Annotated in this window: 19 protein-coding genes; 9 read left to right on the plus strand and 10 right to left on the minus strand. The window is 39.5% G+C overall.

The genetic code is table 11. The features are described 5' to 3' along the window. Positions 1-70 precede the first annotated feature (70 nt). The 7 genes from DC498_RS12840 to DC498_RS12870 all read left to right on the plus strand — a co-directional run bounded on the left by DC498_RS12840 (position 71) and on the right by DC498_RS12870 (position 5,126). Positions 71-883: a sulfite exporter TauE/SafE family protein gene (locus DC498_RS12840; RefSeq protein WP_116874560.1), complete on the plus strand. Its 813-nt coding sequence runs from the start codon at positions 71-73 to the stop codon at positions 881-883. Positions 884-985: 102 nt separating this feature from the next. Then, entirely contained in the window at positions 986-2,407 is a 1,422-nt protein-coding gene (locus tag DC498_RS12845) for an MBL fold metallo-hydrolase (RefSeq protein ID WP_116874561.1), read from the plus strand. Between the two features lie 21 nt (positions 2,408-2,428). Beyond that, a complete protein-coding gene (locus DC498_RS12850) occupies positions 2,429-2,743 on the plus strand; it encodes a rhodanese-like domain-containing protein (RefSeq protein ID WP_116874562.1) in 315 nt (104 codons plus the stop codon). Continuing rightward, positions 2,744-2,998, plus strand: a complete 255-nt coding sequence (locus DC498_RS12855; protein ID WP_240628001.1) for a hypothetical protein — start codon at positions 2,744-2,746, stop codon at positions 2,996-2,998. It begins immediately after the preceding gene. A 447-nt stretch (positions 2,999-3,445) separates the two neighbouring features. After that, a complete protein-coding gene (locus DC498_RS12860) occupies positions 3,446-3,964 on the plus strand; it encodes a TlpA family protein disulfide reductase (protein WP_116874563.1) in 519 nt (172 codons plus the stop codon). 30 nt (positions 3,965-3,994) lie between these two features. Next, entirely contained in the window at positions 3,995-4,558 is a 564-nt protein-coding gene (locus DC498_RS12865) for a YeeE/YedE family protein (RefSeq protein WP_116874564.1), read from the plus strand. Positions 4,559-4,583: 25 nt separating this feature from the next. Next, positions 4,584-5,126, plus strand: coding sequence for a YeeE/YedE family protein (locus DC498_RS12870; RefSeq protein ID WP_116874565.1), 543 nt, complete (start codon positions 4,584-4,586; stop codon positions 5,124-5,126). Between the two features lie 252 nt (positions 5,127-5,378). Here the strand turns inward: DC498_RS12870 and DC498_RS12875 are convergent, their stop codons facing one another. The 7 genes from DC498_RS12875 to DC498_RS12905 all read right to left on the minus strand — a co-directional run bounded on the left by DC498_RS12875 (position 5,379) and on the right by DC498_RS12905 (position 14,815). Then, positions 5,379-5,762 (minus strand): hypothetical protein, encoded by a 384-nt coding sequence (locus tag DC498_RS12875; protein ID WP_206197604.1) that lies wholly within the window; start codon positions 5,760-5,762, stop codon positions 5,379-5,381. Positions 5,763-6,360: 598 nt separating this feature from the next. After that, positions 6,361-8,181, minus strand: a complete 1,821-nt coding sequence (locus DC498_RS12880) for a restriction endonuclease subunit S (RefSeq protein WP_116874566.1) — start codon at positions 8,179-8,181, stop codon at positions 6,361-6,363. Then, positions 8,181-9,839, minus strand: a complete 1,659-nt coding sequence (locus DC498_RS12885) for a type I restriction-modification system subunit M (RefSeq protein WP_116874567.1) — start codon at positions 9,837-9,839, stop codon at positions 8,181-8,183. The genes DC498_RS12880 and DC498_RS12885 overlap by 1 nt, the downstream gene beginning before the upstream one ends. Further along, positions 9,840-10,697 (minus strand): BRO-N domain-containing protein, encoded by an 858-nt coding sequence (locus DC498_RS12890; protein ID WP_116874568.1) that lies wholly within the window; start codon positions 10,695-10,697, stop codon positions 9,840-9,842. Between the two features lie 15 nt (positions 10,698-10,712). Further along, positions 10,713-11,120, minus strand: coding sequence for a GxxExxY protein (locus DC498_RS12895; RefSeq protein WP_116874569.1), 408 nt, complete (start codon positions 11,118-11,120; stop codon positions 10,713-10,715). A 54-nt stretch (positions 11,121-11,174) separates the two neighbouring features. Continuing rightward, positions 11,175-13,964, minus strand: coding sequence for a type I restriction endonuclease subunit R (locus DC498_RS12900; RefSeq protein ID WP_116874570.1), 2,790 nt, complete (start codon positions 13,962-13,964; stop codon positions 11,175-11,177). 404 nt (positions 13,965-14,368) lie between these two features. Then, positions 14,369-14,815, minus strand: coding sequence for a hypothetical protein (locus DC498_RS12905; RefSeq protein WP_116874571.1), 447 nt, complete (start codon positions 14,813-14,815; stop codon positions 14,369-14,371). A 990-nt stretch (positions 14,816-15,805) separates the two neighbouring features. Between DC498_RS12905 and DC498_RS12915 the strand changes: the two genes are divergently transcribed. Next, entirely contained in the window at positions 15,806-16,624 is an 819-nt protein-coding gene (locus DC498_RS12915) for an SGNH/GDSL hydrolase family protein (protein WP_116874612.1), read from the plus strand. Positions 16,625-16,658: 34 nt separating this feature from the next. Here DC498_RS12915 and DC498_RS12920 read toward each other — a convergent pair whose 3' ends face one another. The 3 genes from DC498_RS12920 to DC498_RS12930 form a co-directional block, all read right to left on the minus strand. Further along, a complete protein-coding gene (locus DC498_RS12920) occupies positions 16,659-17,315 on the minus strand; it encodes an FAD-binding oxidoreductase (protein ID WP_116874613.1) in 657 nt (218 codons plus the stop codon). A gap of 74 nt (positions 17,316-17,389) precedes the next feature. Beyond that, positions 17,390-18,145 (minus strand): sulfite exporter TauE/SafE family protein, encoded by a 756-nt coding sequence (locus DC498_RS12925; protein ID WP_116874573.1) that lies wholly within the window; start codon positions 18,143-18,145, stop codon positions 17,390-17,392. Positions 18,146-18,204: 59 nt separating this feature from the next. After that, positions 18,205-21,567, minus strand: coding sequence for a glycosyl hydrolase (locus tag DC498_RS12930; protein WP_116874614.1), 3,363 nt, complete (start codon positions 21,565-21,567; stop codon positions 18,205-18,207). Between the two features lie 254 nt (positions 21,568-21,821). On the opposite strand from DC498_RS12930, the gene DC498_RS12935 reads away from it, so the two are divergent. Then, positions 21,822-23,075 (plus strand): M24 family metallopeptidase, encoded by a 1,254-nt coding sequence (locus tag DC498_RS12935; RefSeq protein WP_116874574.1) that lies wholly within the window; start codon positions 21,822-21,824, stop codon positions 23,073-23,075. Positions 23,076-23,247: the final 172 nt, after the last annotated feature.

Genomic DNA, 23,247 nt, shown 5'->3' on the forward strand with positions numbered 1-23,247 from the left:
TGTAAGTAACCATAATCACAGATAATACAATTTACATCTGCCATCTTTGCTGTGTAAATTATAGTACAGCATGGAAATAGCAGGTTATATAGCATCACTGGTTATAGGCATCTCATTAGGATTAATAGGAGGGGGAGGATCTATTCTTACTGTACCGGTATTGGTTTATTTATTCAGGATTCAGCCGGTTATTGCAACAGCATATTCACTTTTTATCGTCGGCTCAACAAGCCTTGTCGGTAGTTATCCCAAATACAAGCTGGGGCAAATCAACCTGAAAACAGCGCTCATTTTTGGTATTCCTTCTATTGCAGCGGTATATGCAACAAGAGCTTTCATTGTTCCGGCAATACCTGAAAATATATTTACAGTTGGGAACCTGGTAGTAACAAAATCATTGTTAATGATGATACTTTTTGCAGTGCTTATGGTATTTGCATCTGTATCTATGATAAGAGATAAGAAAGGACCTGCGGAGGAAGAAGGAGAACAAAAATTTAATTACCCTTTCATATTGCTTGAAGGTTTGGTTGTAGGTACGTTAACGGGATTGGTTGGCGCGGGTGGCGGCTTCTTAATTATTCCCGCGCTGGTATTACTTAGTAAATTGCCCATGCAGCAGGCTGTAGGCACATCGTTGCTTATTATAGCGGTAAATTCATTAATTGGCTTTACCGGCAATCCTGGTAAAGAAGCTATGAATTGGTCGCTGCTTTTCACCGTAACAGGACTTGCCATTGTTGGTATATTTATAGGAAACAAATTAAGCGGCAAAGTATCAGCAGGTAGGCTTAAAAAAGGATTTGGCTGGTTTGTGCTGGTAATGGGTATTTACATTATAGTAAAAGAACTATTCTTTCCAGGTACAGGCGGAGGACATTAGCAAAAAGAATTTATTTAACTTCAGAATCATGGTATGTGACTAATGTCATTTATGGATGAATAAAACTGTCGGATATTTGCATCATTATAAAAATTAATAACTATGAAAATAGAACAGATATACACAGGGTGTTTAGCACAAGGTGCTTATTATATTGAAAGTGATGGTGAGGCTGTGATCATCGATCCATTACGTGAAGTACAGCCTTATATTGACAGGGCTGAGCGCAGCAAAGCAAAAATTAAATATGTTTTGGAAACACATTTTCATGCGGATTTTGTATCTGGTCACCTGGATCTTTCTAAAAAAACGGGTGCGCCTGTTGTATACGGACCTAATGCAAAGCCTGCATTTGATTTCTATGCAGCAAAAGACGGAGAGGAATTGAAGGTTGGTAAAGCAACCATTAAGGTTTTGCATACTCCGGGGCATACCATGGAAAGTACCTGTTATTTATTAAAAGACGAAAAGGGCAAAGCAATTGGTTTGTTTAGTGGCGATACATTATTTATTGGTGATGTTGGCCGTCCTGATCTTGCGCAAAAAATAAAATCTGATTTAACACAGGATAAACTTGCCGGCTATTTATTTGATTCATTAAGAAACAAAATTATGCCGCTGGCAGATGATATTGTTGTATACCCTGCACATGGAGCAGGGAGCGCCTGTGGTAAAAATATGAGTAAAGAAACTACGGATACGCTTGGGCACCAGAAGAAAACCAATTATGCATTACGTGCCGATATGACGAAAGAAGCGTTTATTAAGGAAGTAACAACAGGACTTGTTGAGCCACCTGCTTATTTTCCGCTGAATGTAATGATGAATATACAGGGATATGAAAGTATTGATAAGGTATTGGAAAGAGGTTTGCACGCAATGTCGCCTGATGCTTTTGAAACCGCTGCTAATGATACCGGTGCTTTAATGCTTGATGTAAGAGAAGCGCAGGAATTTGCAAAAGGGTTTATCCCTAACTCAATCAATATAGGCCTTGAAGGATCATTCGCTCCATGGGTGGGCGCAATGATACCTGATATCAAACAGGAAATATTGCTCATTTGTGAGCCGGGCACAGAAGAAGAAGTGGTGACACGTTTAAGCAGGGTTGGATATGATTATGTAATTGGTTACCTGGAAGGAGGATTTGCATCATGGAAAAAAGCCGGTAAGGAAATTGACGAAATTAAAAGCATTAGTGCTGATGAGCTGGCTGAACTTCAGGCGAAAAATTCTTCGTTACCCATACTTGATGTACGTAAAAACAGTGAATACCTGAGCGAGCATATTGTTAATGCGGAAAACACACCGCTTGATTTTATCAACGATTCTATGGGCGTAGTAGACAAAGATAAAACTTACTATGTGCATTGTGCCGGAGGATATCGTTCCATGATATTTAACTCAATAATGAGGGCAAGAGGATTTGATAACCTGGTTGACGTGAAAGGTGGTTTTAAAGCAATTAAAGAAACTAATCGTTTTAAAGTCACTGACTATGTTTGTCCGTCAACCTTATTGTAAATGATTTAATAACTGGTAACGATGTTAGGAATAATAAAAAAATTATTGGGTGGTGGCAGTACTGTTGACTATAAGTTGCTGCTGAGCCAGGGTGCTGTAATTGTAGATGTAAGAACAGTCGGTGAGTTCAGGGGCGGGCATATTAAGGGTGCTATAAATATTCCGCTTGATGAAGTAAAAAGCAGGACGGCAGAGTTGAAGAAAAAAAATAAGCCGGTTATTACCTGCTGCCGCAGCGGCAACAGGAGTGGTGTTGCAAAGAGCCTGCTTGTATCAGCAGGAGTGGAATGTTATAATGGCGGTGCATGGGATACATTGAATCATAAAATAGTATAGATGATGAAAGCATTATTAACTACAGGCTGGAGTTTCATGCGTATCCTCAGAACAGGAATGGGGATCGCGGCCTTGATATTTGCAATTAAAGATCATGATGTTATGCTTGGTATGGCCGGCGGGCTTTTATTAATAATGGGAGTAATGAATACAGGATGCTGCGGCGTTAACGGGTGTAGTGTAAATGCGCGTCCTGCTAAAAAAAGTACCACAAAAAACACCGGAGAAGAAATAGCATTTGAGGAAGTGGTGTAGTATCTTATGATTGATAACAGACAATAATCTGCTACATAGTATCCTTATAAAATAACGGAGGGCTTAGCACATACATAATAGTGGAAGAATATTTATCAAAAAAACAGTTGAACGAAGCAAGTTAGTATCTGCCTGGCTAACAGGGTAATATGGTTTTAGTACAACAAAGCGGCATTCTGATTTCCTAAAAATGAACAGGATATCTTAAATTACAGTATAACAGCAGGGCATATACAGTTATCAGGTATATTGGTTATTGGTATCTTTTCTGAACAAGGCACCTAAAATCAGCGGAATTGAGATAAAATAATATGCTGAAACAACAATGATCAACCCGTTAAAAAAGTTTTTCAAAAAAATAAAGTGTATAACTGGTGATCATAAAGCGCCGGTCGGTGCCATACAGAATTTTATGTTTTGCAGGGTTAGAAAAAAAGCAATAAAACAATGAAGCATATTTATTTCTTTCTTCTTCTTGTCATTTTTGTATATGGTTGCGGTAACAGTGTTAATAATATAACGGCTGCCCCAAAAGATACCGGGGCTGTATCTTCTGAGGCAGGAAAGCAACTTCCTTCCCTCAGTTTAAAAGATGTTAACGGTAACACCATAAACCTTGCAGATTTTAAAGGAAAGAAAGTATTTGTAAATATGTGGGCAAGCTGGTGTCCGCCATGCCGTGCGGAGATGCCTTCTGTTCAAAAGCTGTATGAAAAAACAAAAGATAAGAATGTGCAGTTTGCCATGATAGCCCTTGATGATAACTTCAGTAAATCCATTTCATTTATGAAATCAGCCGGATTATCGATGCCTGTATTTTACCCCGACGCTCAGTTACCTGAATTGTTAAATGTTGAAGCTATACCTTCCACATTTATCTTTAATGAAAATGGTAAGCTCATTAAGCATATAGCAGGAGGAGATGATTATGATACGGCAGCATACCTGGAATTATTAACACAATAACACTTTTGTGCAATCAAAATATAAAAGAAAATGATAGCGTTTTTAAAGCAGCCCTGGCCCTGGTATGTGGCTGGTCCAATTATCGGATTGATTGTTCCGGCGCTGCTGATACTGGGTAATAAGCATTTTGGGGTTTCAGCGAATTTGCGGCATGCATGCGCCGCATGTTTTCCCGCTAATATTAATTTTTTTAAGTACGACTGGAAAAAAGAAGCCTGGAATTTCTTTTTTGCAGGAGGAATATTTCTGGGGGCAATTATTGCGTCGCAATTATTAGCCAATCCTGAACCTGTTAAAGTTAACCCCGGGCTTGTTGCTGAAGTAGGCAGTTATGGCATTAATGATTATAGTAACATGATACCGAAACAAATATTCAGTTTAGAAAGTTTGTTTACACTAAAAGGACTAATACTATTGGTAGGTGGAGGCTTCCTGGTAGGCTTTGGTTCAAGGTACGCTGGGGGATGTACTTCCGGTCATTCCATTATGGGGTTGAGCAATCTTCAATGGCCTTCACTTGTTGCAACAATAATGTTTATGGCCGGAGGATTTTTAATGGCAAATCTTATTTTGCCTTTTATTATGAAGCTGTAATTATCATCACTATAAAAAAATATCAATGCAAACCCCACATATTTTACCCGTTCAACAACCCGTTGCAGAAGCAGACCTGGCAACGGACAATACAGATTTTGAAGTAAGATCCCTTGATACCATATGTGTGAATGAATCCAGCAAAATTCATCCCTGGTGGCATAATTTTAAATATATTATTGTGGGTGCGGTATTTGGAATTGTATTTGTAAAGGCAGAAATTATTTCCTGGTTCAGGATGCAGGAAATGTTCCGGTTACAAAGTTTTCACATGTATGGAGTAATAGGCAGCGCGGTAGTAGTAGGAATGATTTCAGTATGGCTTATAAAAAAGTTCAATGTTAAAACCATATATGGAGAGGAGATCGCTTTTCATCCTAAAAAATTTAATAAGGGGCAGGTATACGGAGGTTTATTATTTGGCTTAGGATGGGCAATGACCGGCGCATGCCCGGGTCCCTTGTTCGCGCAAATAGGAACCGGGGCATTTGTAGTGCTCGTTGTACTCTTCAGCGCCATTGCCGGAACATGGACTTATGGCTATTTCAGGGAAAAGCTTCCGCACTAATAATATGTTTTGAAAGCGTTGATAAAGGATATGCTCATTGTGTATTCTTATATTATATTTTGTAAACTTGCGTGTGCTGTTCTTAAAGATTTCCAGGGAATAATCCCACTTATTTGCAAATGGAAGCGTGTCTTTTAGCTGGCTCTGTCTGTCAAGTCCACAACTGAAGTTGAATAGTGAATAAATGTTGAAAATTTTTCCGTCTCCTACGATTGCGCCAATGTTAGTTGTAGTTTTTAACTTATCGATGTATTAGCGACTTTGAATTTTAAAAAAAAGATACGGGGCAAACGAAACCCAAATAGGAATTAATACCCAAACACGGCCTTTCATAATATTATACTCTCCCAGTAGCTGAGATATTGTACTTCCTCGCATCAACCCAAATCCAAATTCAAAAATCAAAGTCAGGATTAACCAAAATAATCCCAGTAAAATGGCATTCATCTCTGATTCAACAGGAGTTTTTTTCATAACTATCCAAATGTAAATACCAAAAAGAAGCACAAGTGAAAACGTAGAAATTTGATGCGCTCTAATTTCACCAACATATTTTTTATACCACAAATCTCTTGCACTGCCATTAATAATGGCAAGAATAAGCATAGGAAACCAGCATAAAAAATATCTCCACATGTAATGTCAATTAATAACTTAATGCTTATTAAAATTACAGATAACGTTCAACAGCTTTGCGTTCGGCAGGGCATTTGAAAAACGTTCAGCCCGGAAATGCTGCTGGTGTAAGATACAAAAGTTGAGAATATATTTTACTGTTCATTTGCGTTCACTTTTAGGTTTGTGCTGCCTTTTCTGTTTTGGATTATTGAACAGTCTGTTTAAAAAATTTCGAAGCATTGGGAATGTTAATTAAAATACCAGCTAACGTTTTTGCCAATACCGTGTTATAGCCAGTGGTGTTTGTCCTCAGTCTTTGTAAACCATTGTTCATACTGCGTTTCAAAGACGTATCGGGTTGTGCGGGTGCGTATTTTTTATTTTACTCACTGGTTTATTATCATTTTAATTGTGTTCGTGAATGCTTCGCATTTCAGAAGGGGAGGAGATTTTTTTTAATTACTCACTTTATAATTGTTTTTTAAAAGGTGTTCGTGAACCGTAAACGGTTTCAATTTTGTCTGCGTAGGAAAAGTGGAAGCTCTTTTGCAAGCTTTGGCCTGTGCTTGGGCTTGTGCGGCTTGCAAATGTGCTTACACCTGTGCATTGGCCAATCTTAGACAGATTGAGGATATAGTTCATTTGTCTGCATGTATTTATAGCCAGTCATAATTTGTTCCGGTGTGAACTTCTTCTTTTCAGGATGAAATTTATAGAATCCCTCAATCAAAGCGTTGTCCGAAATGATTGTCTTTTCTGCCTTCAGTTCTTTCCAGGCGAAATACAAAGTAGCTACAATTTCTGCTGTCTGCGTTTTTTCTTTTCTGAAAAGCTCGATTATTCTGTTTATGGTTTTAGCCTCTGATTCAAAATAATTGTTGAAGTACTTTTTGTATAACAATGATTTATCGGTCTTTTTATAAACTGTCGCTTCTCTTTGCTGATCGTTTACTAAAAAAGTTTTTTTCTCAATCGTAAACCATTTATTTTTTTCAAATTCTTTGTCAATGAGTGTAAGTGTTTTGCCGTCAAAAGGGCCTGCGGCAAATTTCTTATAGTTCGTTTGTAAAGCCATTCCGCCAGCCTGTTCACATAAATACAGTAACTTCATTAACTTGGTATGCCCAAATGTTGGTTCTTCACATAGTTCATATGCAATATGGGAGGCCAGCATCAGTTTTCTTAAAAATGCCTGTTGTTTGGTCAGTTCAGTCTGAATAATTTTTGCTTCCTGTTTGATCGGAATAACAACTTTTTGTTCTTGGGCTTTTGTGGTCAACTCCCCACTAAACGCCTTTTGGCTTAAACTGCCATATAAATTTTCCAACTCCTGCAAGCTTTGCTGGTATTGGGTTTTGAGGGCTTCTGTTTTTTCTACGATTTGGGCAAATTGGGTTTGGAGTGAGAGGGGTGGTTTTATCATTTTTATTTTTTCAAAACCTCCTTTAGTCAATATTTTCTTCATTCCATTAGAAGCAGCATCTTGGATATATTTTCTTGAAATCTTGAATAGCCAATACAAATACAAAGGTTCAATTTCTTCGTTCGGTTGTATTGCATTTATTTGTTGATTAAAAGATACTTTTCTATTAGTCAATGCTGCTCTACCAACTGATTGAATACTTCCTGCAATGCAAGCAACAAGTAAAGCACCAGCTTCAACAGTTCGTGCATATCTCAATCCTGATTCAGAAAGAAATTCGACTGCCTTTGTAATGTATGTATCATCAACTGGAATGTTATCTGTTTTTATCCATTCAATAAAATCAGATGAGTAGTTTTCTGCATTATTTCTCGGTGGTGTATTTCCTGTAACTATTTCACCAAAATATTTCAATTCAACCTTATCCCATTTCTTTTCATTTTTGGTGAAGTCTCCAAACATCTCCAAAAAAGTGCTTTTCAAAAATTCATCCAGCAGGCGGATGCTTTCTTTGCGTTGGGCTATCAGGTTTTCGGCTTTGCTTAATAGGTTGGCGATGTGGAGTTGGTCGGGAAGGGAGGGAACGGGAATTGTGAATTCTTCAAATTTACTCTTTGACAATTCTTTGAATGTTGAACCCGTTCCTAAATCTTGTAGTTTCTTTACGCTTCTTTTTAAAGCATAGTAAACATATTCAGAGGCGTAGTCTTTTTTTAAAATAATGCTTTTGAATCCTTGATTAGTGCATACTTCAATATTGTTGATAGCTAAATGTCCAATAGGAGCTCTTGATGTAAAAAGAATATTCCCTGGTGGAATCAACCGTGTTGAGCATGATTTAAAGCCTTCTTCTGTAATTTTCCTTTCAGTATCGGTTAAATATTTTTCGTGTAATTGACCAAGTTCTTTTGGAGTTACCCAATTTATTTCACCGTCCCAATATTCTTTTTTCTCAGTCTTAGGAGTAGAACCAGAAATGACATCACCTATTTCTTTGATTTTTAAATATTTCATCACACAAACTCTTTTAATTCCGCCAACCCTTTTTGAATATCGGCTTCAATGCTTTCTAATCTCCTGAATATCACATCGGGCTTTTCATATGCCACTTCTTCATACACTTCTTCCTTGTAGGTGCTTAGGTTCAGATCGTAGTTGTTTTCGACAATTTCCTTTTTCGGCACCATAAAGTATTTCTGTCTCCTGTCTGAATCAGGATTTTCAGAATTTGAGGATTTGCCGGATTTTTTATTTGCATTTATCTTGTTCATCCCATCATCCTGAAAATCCTGATTCAGACGGTTTTTGTAGCGTTGCACAATGTCGGGCAAATCACTTTCGGCAATTTTGTTGCGTTTATCGTCTAAAGTGTAGCCGTCTGCCTGCATATCGTAAAACCACACATGATTGGTTTCACCGCCTTTAGTAAAAATTAAAATGGCGGTGCTTACGCCTGCATAGGGCTTAAACACTCCGCTTGGCACGGCAATCACGGCTTTCAGTTCGGCTTTTTCAATAATCAGTTTTCGCAGGGCTTCAAATGCCTTTCCGCTGTTTTGTATTACACCACTTGGTACAATTACGGCAGCCGTTCCGCCCATTTTCAGCATGTTAAAAATGCGTTCAACAAACAGCAGTTCGGTTTTGGTGGTGGGCAGTTTCAGCCCTTCGTTAATATCGCCTTTGTCTATGTTTCCTGTAAAGGGCGGGTTCGCCATAATGATGTCGAACTGGCTGTCTTCGTTGTAGCTTTTGCTCAGGGTGTCTTTGTAGTCTATTTTGGGTTCGTCAATGCCGTGCATCATCATGTTCATCAAACCCAGGCGCACCATGGTGGTGTCAATATCATAACCTACAAAACTCTGGTCTAAAATGGTTTTTACTTTTTGCGTCAACATGGCACTAATGGCGGCACGTTCAAAACCGTCTTCGTCTTTGCTTAGTTTGGCAGGGTCTTTTTTTCTTACCAAATCGGTAAGAATGTATTGATACGCCCCCAACAGGAAACCACCTGTTCCGCAAGCCGGGTCGGCAATGCGTTGTCCCAACTGCGGAGCCACCAGTTCAGCCATCAGTTTTATAATGTGCCGGGGAGTGCGGAACTGTCCGTTTTTTCCTGCCGTGGCAATTTCACTCAACAGCATTTCATACACATCGCCCTGTATGTCCTGAAAAGCATGTCCGCCTTCGGTGGCATCTTTTTCAATTTCCCTGAAAATTTCCTCTACAATGTTGATGGCAGAAACCAGCAAACTGGCTTTGGGCATGATGAACACAGCATTTGCCATGTGGCGGGTAAAATTGTCTGAATCAGAATTTTCAGGATTAGAGGATTTGCTGAATTCTTTAAGGAAAGGAAATACTTTCATTTGCACATGCATCAGCATTTCGTCTGCGGGCTTGTGTTTAAAAACACTCCAACGCAATTCGTTTTTGTCAATGCTTTCGTTGCTGCCCGGTATTTGAAACTTGCCTTTAAAACGGCTGCTGTATTTTTCGCCTGTAAACTCGGCATCCCTTTCCCGTTTGGCTTCCAAATCGTCCAAACGTTTCATAAAAATGAGGTAGGTAATTTGCTCAATGGCGGTTAAGGGGTTGGCAATGCCGCCTTCCCAAAAGTTTTGCCAGAGCTTGTCTATAAGCGATTTGAGTTGTGCGTTGTTTTGTAACATCTACTTCTTTTTGTTTTTCGGTTTTTTCTTTTCACCCTCATTCAATTGCAATGCGCTTTTGGCATTTAGAGAGGTTACTACGTTTTTTCCTGTTTTAGCTTCCAGTTCTTTGCGGGCTACTCTTGCTACATTGCCGCCTTGTTTGGCTACTTTCTTGCTTTCTTCAAAATCTTTCGGACTGGTTGCAGCTGATATGTCCTTTGTGGATGCTTCGGCAAGCATGTTTAAAATAAGTTCCGTGTTGGTCATGTTATCCCTCAAGTTTTGTTTTTTTAGCCCTTTCAGGATTTTATATTCTTTCGTGGTTTTATCACTCCATGCTTTGGTAATAATATCGGTAAGCGTTGCAAACTGAACGCCCTCTTTCAAGCCTCTTTTTTTCCATTCGTCTGTTAGTTCCTTTCTAATTTCAATACTTTTCAATCGTTGGTTTATCCAGTTTTCTGAATAACCGAGTTTCATGTATTGTTCCAATGCCCGGTCAATACTCAGTTCAGGGTCTTGCATTTCATCTAATCGTTCTGCGGCTACCTGTGCCAGCCATTGTTTAAAGGGTTCTGCTTTGGGCGATGGTATGGATTGTATCAGGCGAAAAAGCTGTTCGGTATCAGCCACATCGGTCAATCTCATTTTGCCGTCTGGGGCTGGCATTTTCAAAGCGTTACAATTTGTAACGGTTTCATTTCCCTCGTCTTTTAATCTCTTTTTTAATACCCGCCAATACACCTGAGGATTAGGGCTATCGGTTAAAACTGCAATAACATCAACAATCGATAAATACCATTTTTCGTTTTCAGCATCCCAAAGCGTTCTAACCTTTTTGTCCTCAAATATTTTTATTTCATTTTGCTTTTTCATTGTCTGAATCAGAATTTACTGAATTTTTGAATTTGCTGAATTGTGTTTTGGATAATACTTAGGATTAAATAAAAGTTTATGCTGCAAACTTTGGCTTCCAAAATTTATCAATAGTCCAAGGGGGAAATCATAAGCCACCGTATAGTTTTTTGCTTGTGCGATATGAACATCTTCAAGATTCACCAACGCTTTAAGTTCAACTACTACTTTGCCTTCCACAATGAAATCCGCCCTTCTTGTTCCTACTTCAATGTTTTCATAAAACACAGTTTGCTCTTGCTCTCTTTTGAAACCTAATCCTACTCTCTCTAATTCTATCGCAAGGCATCTTTGGTAAATCACTTCCTGAAAGCCGGGACCCATCGTATTGTGAACCTTCATTGCACAACCAATTATCTTATACGTCAACTCGTCCTTTTCCATATCCTATTTTTATTCTGTTATTTTTTTCATTTTGTAAATTCTGATTCAGACCATTTATGCTGCTAATACTTGTTCGGTTAAACTTAAAATTTCGTCAATCTCTTTTTGATTGAAAATTCCCCTGATGCCTTCGGGATGAAGCATGGTAAAAGGCGATTCAATCAGGTTGCATTTGCTCACATCACCTTTTTCCAACACAAAGTTTTTGAGCAAATCCAAAAATTGAAGTTGTCGGCTGGTGAGGTAACTGTGTTTGGCAATAAAATCATCAAATGCTTTGGTAACGGTTTCGGCAAAGGTTTCTAATTGCTCTATACCCAAAATATGTTTTATGAATTGCACCAATGCCGCTTTGCGATGGTTGTAAACCTTGCGAAGCAAATCAATAGTAATATGCGGATGCTCGTTGTGCAGTTCTTCTGCCAATTGTTCCGCTTCATCTGTTGAGATTTCCTGTCCCTGTTTTAATTTCTGTAAAATCGGATTGCTTGAAACCAGTTCGTTGATTTTCTTTTCAACCAGTTCACGGTATTTGGCTACACTCAACGCTTCGTGTTGCGGACCAAACTCTACAAACTCCTTTTCGGCAACAATGTCTTTCAGGTTGAATTTTGCAGGAGCCAGCGGAATAACCGCTTCACGGAATTTCATCAATGGTGATAACTTCTGAATCAGTTCTTCAAACTTGTCTTCATTGATGGTTGCCCAATAATGATTGCTTTGTGCCTGTCGAATCAATTCCTGCTCTCTTGCTACAATGTTGATACTCAAAGGCAGTTCGCCAATTTCTTCAATGATGCTTTCTTTCAGTGTTTCAAACTTTTCCGTTTCACCTGCCAAATGAGCCAAAGAAACTTCCACAATGTCTTTTTCAAATCGCATGGCTTTGAAATCAACATCTGAAACCGTGCGAAGCAGTGGTTTTACAACGGCTTCCAAAAACTCCATTTTGTCGGAAGTCAGATTGTTCCAGAAGTTATCATCTTCTAAGCGTTGCAGTTCGTGTTTGGCTTCCATGATTACAACTGAATTCTTCGGAAGCGACTCAACCTGCTTTCTGATTTTCTGAACTTCTTTATTTACAATTTCGGAATTGCTTTGTGTTTGGGCTTCTTCAATTTTTTCCAGTCGAATACCAAACAAGCGAACAGGCAAAGGAATTTGTCCTTTCAGTTCTTTGCCTCTCGGATTGAGTTTGAAATATTCAAAGTTGTCCCAGCAATCAAGAATCAGGAAATTGTCTTTCTGTGTGCACCAGGGTTTTATTTTTTCAGGTTCGAGTAAACGGGTTCCTCTGCCTATCATTTGCCAAAATTTGGTATAGCTGTAAACAGGTTTTGCAAAAACCAAATTCACCAATTCCCGAACATCAATACCCGTGTCGAGCATGTCCACACTGATGGCAATGCGTGGCATGTCGTTGCTCACAAACTGGTCGAGCAAACCGCCTTTTCCGTAAACTCTTGGGTCTTCACTTACCAATACTTTGGCTAATTCTCCTTTGTATTCTGGATAAAGCGAATCAAAAATTTCTTCAACTCGTCTTGCATGTGCTTTGCTGATGCAAAAGAAAATCGTTTTCCCTGGCAAAACTCCGTTGGCATCTTTGATGCTTTCTTCCATGAATTCACGGACAATTAAAGCGTTGGTGCCACGGTTGATTACCTTCTTTTCAATCTCTGTTCCTTCGTAGTTGATTTCTTCAATTTCCTTTCCTTCCAACATCAATTTTTGTTGGTCTTCTAAAGAAATTGTCCGCTTGCTTATGCCTTCGTCCTGAAACTTGGTTTTAATTTTCATTACCTGAAAATTGCTCAGGAATGGAGGAATGTGATTTACTGCTTCATCATAAGAATAAGCAAAAGTCGGAACGCCATCCTCGCATTCAAACAATTGAAACGTGTTGTGGTCAATTACGTCCGTTGGCGTGGCGGTCAAGCCAAGTGTAATGGTATTGAAGTAATCAAGAATTTCCTGATAGGTGTTGTAAATGCTGCGGTGGCTTTCATCCACCACAATCAAGTCAAAGAAATGCGGACTTAATGATTTTTCTTCATTGCGAATTACATTCAACATAGTCGGATAAGTTGAAACATAAATCCGTCTGTCGGTGGCAATTTCCTTTTCGCCTTGCTTTAGCCAGCGAGGTTCGTTTGGCAAATGCTCTTTGAATGCTTCCAGTGTTTGGTCACGCAATGCGATTCTGTCAACAAGGAATAAAACTCTTTCTACCCAACCTGCTCTCATTAAAGCGTCCACCAGGGCAATGCAGGTTCTTGTCTTGCCCGTGCCGGTAGCCATTACCAACAAGAATTTGCGTTTCCGTTTTTCAACGGCTTCCATTACGGCACGAATAGAAGCAATTTGATAGTTCCTTCCTGCAATGTTGGTATTGATAAGTTCTCCTGCTAATGGCTTTCTCGCTTTGCGTATGTAGGCATAGCGTTCAAGGTCGTCCCGTGTCGGGAAACCATAAACTTTCTTTGGGGGATAGTTTTCTAAGTCCCAAAAGTAAATGTCGTGTCCATTGGTATAAAAGCAGAAAGGCAGGTCAACGCCTTGTGTTGATTGAATGTTGTAGCAATATTGTTTGGCTTGCTCCCGTCCGAGTGCAGCGTCCACCGAAGTTTTTTTGGCTTCTACAACGGCAAGTGGTTTACCGTCCTTGCCCAATAAAACATAGTCGCTGTATTGGTGTCCAGCGTATGGAGTTGTCGGTTCTTCAACAACTGTCAAGTGAATGTCAAATTCTTCAATTACCTGAGTTAGGTCAGTCACATTCCAACCCGCTTGTTTTAAGCGGTTGTCAATGATTTCTTTCCTTGTCAGTTTTTCGTTCTTCACTTTATATATTCTAAAATTTATAGTTGGTCAAAATACGCAAAAAATCTGTTTTGTTGTCCGAATGCTCTGTCGGTGCGTTGGCAGAAACAGCTCTTTGGATTTTGTCACAGGGTTGGCTTTGTGCGGATGGGGCAAAATCCAATGTGCCGTTTGCGAGTCGGCATAAAATTGAATTAAAAAAAATGTGCGGTGGGGAAAATAAAAAATACACAAGGGTAGGCAATGAGTGCCGGCTCAGTGCTGTCCGTTTGTAATATGGTCTGTATGTTGGTCATTTGTCAAAATGGTTTACTTTCTGTTTATGTTTTGGTCGTCCTTTCTATGTTCGGAGTGTCGTCCTACCATTGGCTATAACGCCCCGTGTTGTACGCTGGCTCTCTACTTTTAATATCAAGGGTATATTCTTACTTTGTAATTCCTATCAGTGATAACTTTGTAGTGCTGTTTGAATATTTGTCAAAATAAAATGTTATTGTTAGAACTTGGAAATACCTAATCCAAATTACTTGTTCTTCCTCGTTTATTTCAAATTTTAATTTATTAATTTTTAAGTATGATTTCAGGTTTTCGGCATTACAATTATTAAGGTTAAATCGCCTTTTATTACTGTCACCCAAAAAAAGGTGGTTTTCCTGATTTTGCATTAAAATATCAAAAGAGTTAATAATTCCTCCATTAGTTGAGACCTCAACATCTACCTCCCTATCAAAGAAATAATAAGCATTCGTATTATCTCCAATTGGATTATAGTCAATTTCTACCTTAAAAGAAGTTAGGTCAAGTGGAGATCCTATCTTGAATTGGAAAAAAGTATCTGGGCTAATATAATTTTCTAAATAAATGTCTCCCATTAATTAGTAATTCTTAGTTACAATATAGAGTATGTCCACTGCTAGCGTACAACGTTCCTGGGCTTTGCGAAGTACGGGCATTAGAATTCCGTCTGCTCGCTTGGCTGTAACTTTTTATTTAGTACGGCCAAGTTACAAAAGCCGATTAGAATTCCAACTGTATTTAAGGCGATATTCTATCGCCCGTATTTTGCAAAACCCTTGTTATATGCCGTTTAGTCTTCGATTATATAACTTCCATTCTTTGCAAATTTAATCGTTGCGCCAATCCCAACGTCTGTCGTTGGAATAGAAATGCTATAGTGTAATTTTATTGTGTCGTTTGCTATATAAAAATTCGGATAGAGTAGGGTCGCATGTTGTCTGAGTTCAGTACTAAGTAATCTGTCAAATAAGGATTTAGTAATAGTCGTATGAAAAAGTGTGTCATTGTCGGAAAGGAGTGTAAGTTCTGAGATGAGGTTATATGTGACGAAATCTTTATGCGTGTCGAAGTCATACCTGGCTGGAACGACAATACCACTGTCGTTGGATGATTCATGTCTAAATAAGACCTGGTATTTTATATCGCTGTCAATAAAGGAAGTGTCAATTAAGATCGGCTTTGAATATTGAGATAGAAATTCATTTCGTAATTCGTCAATAGATTGTTGGACAAAATCAGTAGTATCAATTTTCTCAATGTGTTTTGTCGAATCGGTCTTGTTGTCTGAATTTGGTTGTCCAGTCGAACAACCAAGAAGTGTCGAATAAATAAATACTGATATGATTGGCAGGGTCTTCATAAATGGCACACAACTTGTAAATTTATATTATCACCTCCAATTTACAAGTATTGACAACCAATATCTTAACCTTATGAATTTTATGTTGTTGTTAGAACAATACGATTTTGACCTTTCTACCTTACCTCCTTCCAAATGTTGCCAAAAATTTAATTCAATGCCATATTTTTACAGAATTACCATTAGGTATCAATCAAATATAACAATGAAAAAGTTTTTTCTCTTTATTATAGCCGGCTGTTTCCTGTTTTCATTCACTCAAAAAGAAACTGCCTGGGTAGCCATTGGCGATTCCATTACTTATCTCAATGATCATCCTGATGAAGCTGGCAACAGAATAACAAAAGGCTATTTAACCATGGTCCGGGAAAAAATGCCCAACATCAAGGCGCTCAATAAAGGGTTTAATGGCTGGACTTCCGGTGGTATAGCTGATAAGTTTTCGGAACTTGATATACCCAAAGCAGATATCTACAGTATATTTCTTGGTACCAACGACTGGTGGCAGGGAAGACCTGTCGGCACCCTGGATGATTATAAAAACAATAGTGGAAATAATACTGTATATGGTTCTTTCCGTATTATTATTAATGAACTGCGAAAGCTGAATCCCAAAGCAAAAATCATTCTTATTACGCCTTTGCAGCGTGCAGATTTTGTATATATAAATAATGCACATAATAACGCTTACGGATCATATAAACCAAAGAACAATCAAACGCTGGCACAATTTGCAGAGGCAATTAATGCTATAGGGAAGTTTGAAAAATTTTCAGTGGTTGATCTATATAATAAGAGCGGAATTACGCAACAGAATATTATTAAATACAAAAGACTGAAAGATCCGTTAACAGGTGTTTATAAAGATTACGGCTACCCCGATTTTATCGATATCCCTTTTAACCCTGATACAGATGAATACCCTTATCCTGTTGATGCAATTAATATGACCTACGATGGGCTTCATCCTTCTGATAAAGGATATAAAGTAATTACAAATATGCTGTTGAAAGCGTTGCGATAAAATAAGCTGGACATATCAAAACTTTGATCTCAGCCTACTTCTCAAACACCAGCGCCTCAGGTTTTGCTCCTGATTCCTGCAGGATATTGCTGATGACTTCAACCATTTTATCAGGTCCGCAAATGTAAAAAGGCTTTGAAAAATCTTTTATATGCTTTTGAAGAAAGGCTTTATCTATATATTCTTTTTTATTCCCTTCCTGTGTTAATATAAAGTGCGCTTTATCGCCTAGTATTTTTTCAAATTCATCTTTCATGATAATATCGGCTGATGTTTTGTTTGAAAAAAACAATTCATTATCATCAATCATATTATCCTTATACAACTGCCGGAAAATGGCAATAAAGGGTGTAATGCCTGCGCCGCCTGCAATGAAATACCCGGGACCGTTGTATGCGATAGCGCCCCATACATCATGAATGATCAATTCATCTCCAGGTTGCAAATGATCTAAGTCATTTGTTACACCATTATGATCGCGGTAAGATTTTATAGTAAATTCCAGGTGCGGCCATTCATTTAAGCTTGTAAAGGTAAATGGGCGCTTTTCGTCCTTCCATTTTTCCTGGTTGATGGCTACTTCCGTTGCCTGCCCGGGTTGAAACTTATAACCTTTGGGCTTTTCTACACGGTAATGTTTTACATCATGTGTTACCGGCTCAACAGATATTATTTTTACAATCTCTTCCATTATATTGATTTTTGAATTAACGATTTTGAATAATAATACAACTGTCGTGCCTGTATTCACTATTGCCTTCTCTATCATCTTTTCAAAAAAATGAACAACGCCCCGATAAACGTTAACACTATAATTATTTTCCTGTAATTGTCATCCTTTATAGCGGCTACAATTTTTATTCCAAGCAAAAAACCAATAAGCAGAGAAGGTAAAAGTAGTATATCTGTTTTAAGCGTGGAAACAGTAATGTTTTTCCAGAAAAATATTTGGAAAGGAAGCTTGAAATAGTTTATCGCAAGAAATACCCAGGCTGCTGTTCCTATAAAATCATTTTTGGGTAAGCGCATAGCCAGGAAGTAAATATTGGAAAAGGCACCGGCAAGATTTCCAAGCATGGTTGTCAGTCCTGACACAAGCCCCATTGACGAAACAAATAATTTGTTGGAAGGTATAACCACCGTTTTACGTATTTCAAGAAAGAGCATGATGATTACCGTGAGTATAATAAAGACTGCCATTACTTTCCTGAAAACAGTTTCATCCATATCCTGCCCTATAAATACACCTGTCAGCACACCTATCGCCATCCAGGGAATAAGTTTCCAGAAATGATTCCATTGCACATGCCGGTGGTAATATTTTACAGCCATCAGGTCAGCAAAGCATAATAGCGGCAACACAATTCCTGTAGAAGCTTTGCTGCCGAGCACCACTGCCATAAGGGTAATATTCAACATGTCAACGCCTTTAAGTCCGGCTTTTGACAGCCCTATGAAAAAAGCGGCGAGTGATATCAGTATCCAGTCTAATAATGAATGAGCAGCAAATAATTCATGCATAGTATACCAACAAATATACTTGTGATATACTAAGCATGAATATAATCCGGAGTCTTATTTTATTTTCCGGCGGAAATCAGCTGCACGGGGCCAAGCAATCCGGATGGCAGCAGGGGTGAACCTGCTTTATAAAAAGGCATAGTAGTATAAGTGATTTTCTTGTCCACACCAGGTTGCTGATCGCCAATCAACCTGTTTACCCAAAGGTTGGTTACTTTAATTGTCAATATGTTTTTACCTGGTTTTAATAAGCCACTCACATCAACTTTAAACGGTTTTTTCCAAACTATACCGGCAGGTTTTCCGTTCACCAATACCTCGGCAATATTTTTTACATCACCCAGGTCAATCCATAGCTTAGCGCCCTGTTTAAACCAGCTTGCCGCTGCATTAATGGTTTTGGTATAGGTAGCGGTTCCCGAGAAATATTTTATACCATTGTCATTGTTTTCTGTCCATGAAGCAAGCTTATCTATACTGGCAGATGCCGGTGCGCCACGGTCTTTCTGAAAATCTATTTTCCATGCTTCATCCAGCATTGCTACAGGTGTTTCTTTTACGGCGGGAATATTTACGGCAGATGAATTACTATTCTTACCGAATACTACAAATATTGCATCGTTTGGGGTGAGCCGCAATGAAATTTTGGTACGGCCTTCCTCAACAGTATATGAAACGGGTTCTTTCTTTCCTGTTTCAGGATGCCATATTTCAACTGATTTACCGGCAATCCTGAAACTTGCATCAACGGTTTCGTTTTTATCAGTTCTGCTGTTAATCCAATAAATATCCTGTGCAGCAAGTTTCCTGTGCACAAACAGCAGTTGTGTTTTTACATCGGGCTTTGAATATTCAAAGTCTGCTTTTACCTGCAAAGCATCCAGCACCTGTTGAATGTCTGATGTGGCATATACTTTTCCGCTGCCTGTTACTTTAGGCTTATTATCATCACCCCACAATTCATTGGCGAGAGCGATAAATGCATGGTTATCTTCCTGCAAGCCTGTGCTGGCAACAGGTTTAGGCCCTGCCACAATAGCGCCTGCCTTAACCAATGTTTCTATTTTTTGCAATACTTTCAATGGAAGATACATACTGTTGGAATCGAGCACCAGCACGGTATATTGCATGCCGCTATGTGTAACCAATTTGTTATTGTTTACCGTAAGTAAATGCAGCAATGCATCACTGTTTATAAAATCATAGTTATATCCTTCAGGTATTGCCGGTAATTTTTTACCGAATAAAGAAGTGATATTATTGTCTTCTCCATAATAGTATACAATATCCGCAACAAATTTTCCCTGCTGCAGCAAATAACAACTACGGGCAAGATAATCGGTCCATGCTTTTGCCTGTTCTGCCCACGTTTCGTGTCGGTTAAACCATTGCCCAAATGGTCCTAATCCCAGTCCCGGAATTTTATCATCCACTGGTTGATGCACGGAGGTATGAATAACAAACCTGTTCAACCCGTTTGCCATTTCAAGATCTGCGGTTGGCTTAAGCTTTTCAGGTGAATAAGACCATGCATTGCCCAAAGTGCCAATAGCGGTGAGGGACTCCGCTGCGGTAATATTTTGCCCGTATATATGGGCAACAGATGCAGATTCACGAATGTCTGCTTTATAACCTGTGCCATCTCCTCCAATAGGACCGGGCGTCCACATAGCAGACATAGGTACGGCGGCAGTACGTTTTACTTCCATGCCATCGGCAATTAATGCTCTGCCGCTTTCATGCGATTCAGAGTATCGCTTCATGCCACGTTCTTTCAACAAAGCAGTTAGCTGGTCGTAATGGTTTTCAACCACAAGCTCGGCAAGGGTTTTACGAAAATCCCACAGAAAGCGTTCGCTTGCTTCTGTGTTTTTAATGATATGTCCGTTGAGCGCAGGCATCCATTGAATAAGATCATATCCTCTTCTTTTTTTAAATTCAGCGGCCAGATCATTTGTCCAGTTTTGTGTGCCTGCTTCCCAGCTGTCTGTTACCATATACTGCAATCCTTTATTGCCCATCAATCCATTGGTGGCGCTTTTATACTGATCAAGATAGTTGGTAAAATATGCTTTTACTGCAGCAGCATCTAATTTGTCCACCTCAAGGCCGGTAGCTTCAGGAGATGCAGGATGGTTTTGTTTACCGGTTAAAGAAAACCCGTAGCGTACAATATTCCAGTTACCTGCGGGGGCATCCCATCTTAATATAGCATCAGGCCCAAATTTATTGCTGATATCAATAATGTCATTTTCGTTAATAATATCATCTGATGCCGGGGTTGCAAGCGTATAAAAATTTCCACCTGTTGAGAATGCCGCTTTCTCTTCGAACATATGTATTCTTGACGCGGTATGTAATACCAACTCGGCAATGCCTGTACCGGGCGGAGCTTTAGGAGGTTCACTGCCGCCATTTAAGCCGGCAAACGTGAACATTGGCGGCGGATTTTTGATAGTAACCCTGAAATATTTTGCAGTTGTAACGGGTATTGAAATAGTTTGCTGCAGCACATTACCCGCGGGTATATAACAAATTCGTTTAAAATTTTGTCCATCATCACTTGCTTCTAAAGTGCGGGTATCTTTAAACTCGCCATATAATCCAAACGGGCCTTTGTCTCCGCCTCCTACAATCGTAATGGCTTTAAAAGTTTGTGGTTGCTCAAAGGCAAATTGTATCCAGGCATATCCTTTAACCGTATCAGAAGGCAGCAGGCTGGTTGTGGCAAGATCGCCATCCGTAAGCTGTGTCACATTAAAGTTGCCGCCACTTGAAGTAATTACAGGTTTCAAATCGCTCAGCGGAATATCGGCATCAGGCATTTTGTAGGCAATCACAGCAATATCCCTGTAATATGCAGGAGGAGTTTCAACCGGTGTGCTTAAACTCAGCTGTGCCTGTAAAGGAATATTTTGAAAAGTACCTGTTACAGAAGGCGGTTGTGATAATCTTTCTACCAATGGTTTTCCTCCTGCAACCCTTTTCTCACTCCATACAATTTTCTTCATACCATCTTCAGGCTTTACCCAGGGTCCTCCGCTTTCACTCCATCCCGGAGATCCTGCTATTGCCATTTCGAGTTGTAATGAATCGGCAAGTTTTGCGGTAAATGCAAATACGTTTTTCCATTCAGGCGTCATATAGGTGAGGCGCTTTTCAACTATTTGCGGTGTCATTAACGCGGCATCAAAATTCTGAAAACCTCCAATGCCCGATCGTTTCATCCATTTCAGGTCTTCGGCAATACCTTCTTTGGTAATATTCCCGTTCATCCAGTGCCACCATACACGCGGTTGGGCAGTTGCAGGAGGCGTTAAAAAATTTTTATACAGTGCATCAGGGGTTGGTTGTGTTATTTGTTGTGCAGTCAAAACAACGCACAACAACAATGCTGCGGGGAGCAATAGCAGTTTTTTCATGATGGCAATGTTTGTAGTAAATGTATAATATGAATAGTGAAATACTGTCATGCGCTATCATGCTTTTCAAATGCAGCTATCAGCTTACCAGTCCGAATCCTTCCTTTGTGTTTCTTTGTGTAAGCCCTTTGTGTATTTTGTGGTTAAAACCGAAGACCCCGGTTGCGTATCTTTACCAACCAGCGGAAAGAGTAGTATATACTTTTAGATACGCAATTACACAGTATCTTCAATAAAAAAAGCATCAGCATATAATGAAAAGAAGGCGTTTTATCACAGGTGTTTCAATAATGGCAGGCTCTACTGCAGTAACAGGGTTTACATCATCCTCACACAAAAAAAAAGATACTATGAGCAGCGCCAGGTTGCCGGATATACCATTGATCACTGTTGAGGAGCATATGCGGCGTATTGAGAAAGCACAGAGGCTGCTGGGAGAGCAAAAAATGGGCGCGCTCCTGCTGGATGCAGGTACATCTATGGAATATTTTACAGGCATGCGCTGGTGGCAAAGCGAGCGGCCGATGGTAGTGATCATTCCTGTGAAGGGCGAGATAGTATATGTATGTCCTGCTTTTGAAGAAGACAGGTTGCGGGAAAATATTAAAACCGGCAACAAAGTATATATATGGGAAGAAGATGAAAATCCATATAAAAAAATGATAGGGGCACTAACGGATGCGGGTATACGTAGTGGTGATATTGCCGTTGAGGAGCGGGTGCGTTTTTTTATAGTGGATGGTATGAAAAAAGTATCTGGTAAATTTAATTTCAGGAGCGGTGATACTGTAAGCGCTGCCTGCCGCCTTATTAAATCGCCTGCTGAAATTGCATTAATGCAGGCCGCTAATGATGCTACTGCATCAGCAATAACAGCAGCAATTAAAGAAATGCAGGAAGGTATGAGCCCGATGGATGTAGGCGCTATTGTTGCCAAACAACACAGGGCACTTGGAGCAATGCATGATTTTGCTTTGGTGCTTTTTGGCGCAGCCTCTGCGTTACCGCATGGCAGCAGTAAGCCGCAGGTGCTTAAAAAAGGAGATATTGTATTGATGGATTGCGGATGCAGGGTAGGAGGGTACAGCGCAGATATTACAAGAACAATTGTTTTTGGTGCTGAACCTACAAAGCGTCAACAGGATATATGGAATCTTGAAAAGCAATCGCAGGCTGCCGGCTTTGCCGCTGCCAAGTCAGGCGCCACCTGTGAAAGTGTTGACGCGGCATCGCGTAAAGTAATTGTGGATGCAGGTTTTGGGCCAGGATATAAATTACCCGGCTTACCGCACCGCACAGGGCATGGCATTGGCATGGATGGACATGAATGGGGCAATATAGTAAAAGGAAATAAACAGTTGCTTGAGCCAGGCATGTGTTTCAGCATTGAACCAACCATTGCCATACCGGGCGAATTTGGGGTGAGGCTGGAAGATTGCGTATATATGACAGAAAGCGGGCCCAAATGGTTTTCGAAAACAGCCGGGTCAATTGATTTGCCATTTTAAGAATGATGCATTACTGCTTTCATAAATTGTACCTAAAGAAATAATGTTATTGTAATTACAGATGGTTGCAGGTCAATGCTATGATTTCCGGGTATACATCATTTTTCTAAAGCTATAACCGGTCATTTGCTGTGTTGGCAGTTTGCGTGTTTACTTATACAGTTTTTGAATT

The organism is Terrimonas sp. (assembly GCF_003075435.1).
Taxonomy (GTDB): Bacteria; Bacteroidota; Bacteroidia; order Chitinophagales; family Chitinophagaceae; genus Agriterribacter.

Coding starts and splice junctions, on each gene's coding strand:
- DC498_RS12930 (WP_116874614.1), bottom strand. CDS start 21,567: ATGAAAAAACTGCTATTGCTCCCCGCAGCATTGTTGTTGTGCGTTGTT.
- DC498_RS12850 (WP_116874562.1), top strand. CDS start 2,429: ATGTTAGGAATAATAAAAAAATTATTGGGTGGTGGCAGTACTGTTGAC.
- DC498_RS12855 (WP_240628001.1), top strand. CDS start 2,744: ATGATGAAAGCATTATTAACTACAGGCTGGAGTTTCATGCGTATCCTC.
- DC498_RS12875 (WP_206197604.1), bottom strand. CDS start 5,762: ATGTGGAGATATTTTTTATGCTGGTTTCCTATGCTTATTCTTGCCATT.
- DC498_RS12860 (WP_116874563.1), top strand. CDS start 3,446: ATGAAGCATATTTATTTCTTTCTTCTTCTTGTCATTTTTGTATATGGT.
- DC498_RS12935 (WP_116874574.1), top strand. CDS start 21,822: ATGAAAAGAAGGCGTTTTATCACAGGTGTTTCAATAATGGCAGGCTCT.
- DC498_RS12870 (WP_116874565.1), top strand. CDS start 4,584: ATGCAAACCCCACATATTTTACCCGTTCAACAACCCGTTGCAGAAGCA.
- DC498_RS12915 (WP_116874612.1), top strand. CDS start 15,806: ATGAAAAAGTTTTTTCTCTTTATTATAGCCGGCTGTTTCCTGTTTTCA.
- DC498_RS12885 (WP_116874567.1), bottom strand. CDS start 9,839: ATGTTACAAAACAACGCACAACTCAAATCGCTTATAGACAAGCTCTGG.
- DC498_RS12905 (WP_116874571.1), bottom strand. CDS start 14,815: ATGGGAGACATTTATTTAGAAAATTATATTAGCCCAGATACTTTTTTC.
- DC498_RS12925 (WP_116874573.1), bottom strand. CDS start 18,145: ATGCATGAATTATTTGCTGCTCATTCATTATTAGACTGGATACTGATA.
- DC498_RS12865 (WP_116874564.1), top strand. CDS start 3,995: ATGATAGCGTTTTTAAAGCAGCCCTGGCCCTGGTATGTGGCTGGTCCA.
- DC498_RS12880 (WP_116874566.1), bottom strand. CDS start 8,181: ATGAAATATTTAAAAATCAAAGAAATAGGTGATGTCATTTCTGGTTCT.
- DC498_RS12840 (WP_116874560.1), top strand. CDS start 71: ATGGAAATAGCAGGTTATATAGCATCACTGGTTATAGGCATCTCATTA.
- DC498_RS12845 (WP_116874561.1), top strand. CDS start 986: ATGAAAATAGAACAGATATACACAGGGTGTTTAGCACAAGGTGCTTAT.
- DC498_RS12895 (WP_116874569.1), bottom strand. CDS start 11,120: ATGGAAAAGGACGAGTTGACGTATAAGATAATTGGTTGTGCAATGAAG.
- DC498_RS12890 (WP_116874568.1), bottom strand. CDS start 10,697: ATGAAAAAGCAAAATGAAATAAAAATATTTGAGGACAAAAAGGTTAGA.
- DC498_RS12920 (WP_116874613.1), bottom strand. CDS start 17,315: ATGGAAGAGATTGTAAAAATAATATCTGTTGAGCCGGTAACACATGAT.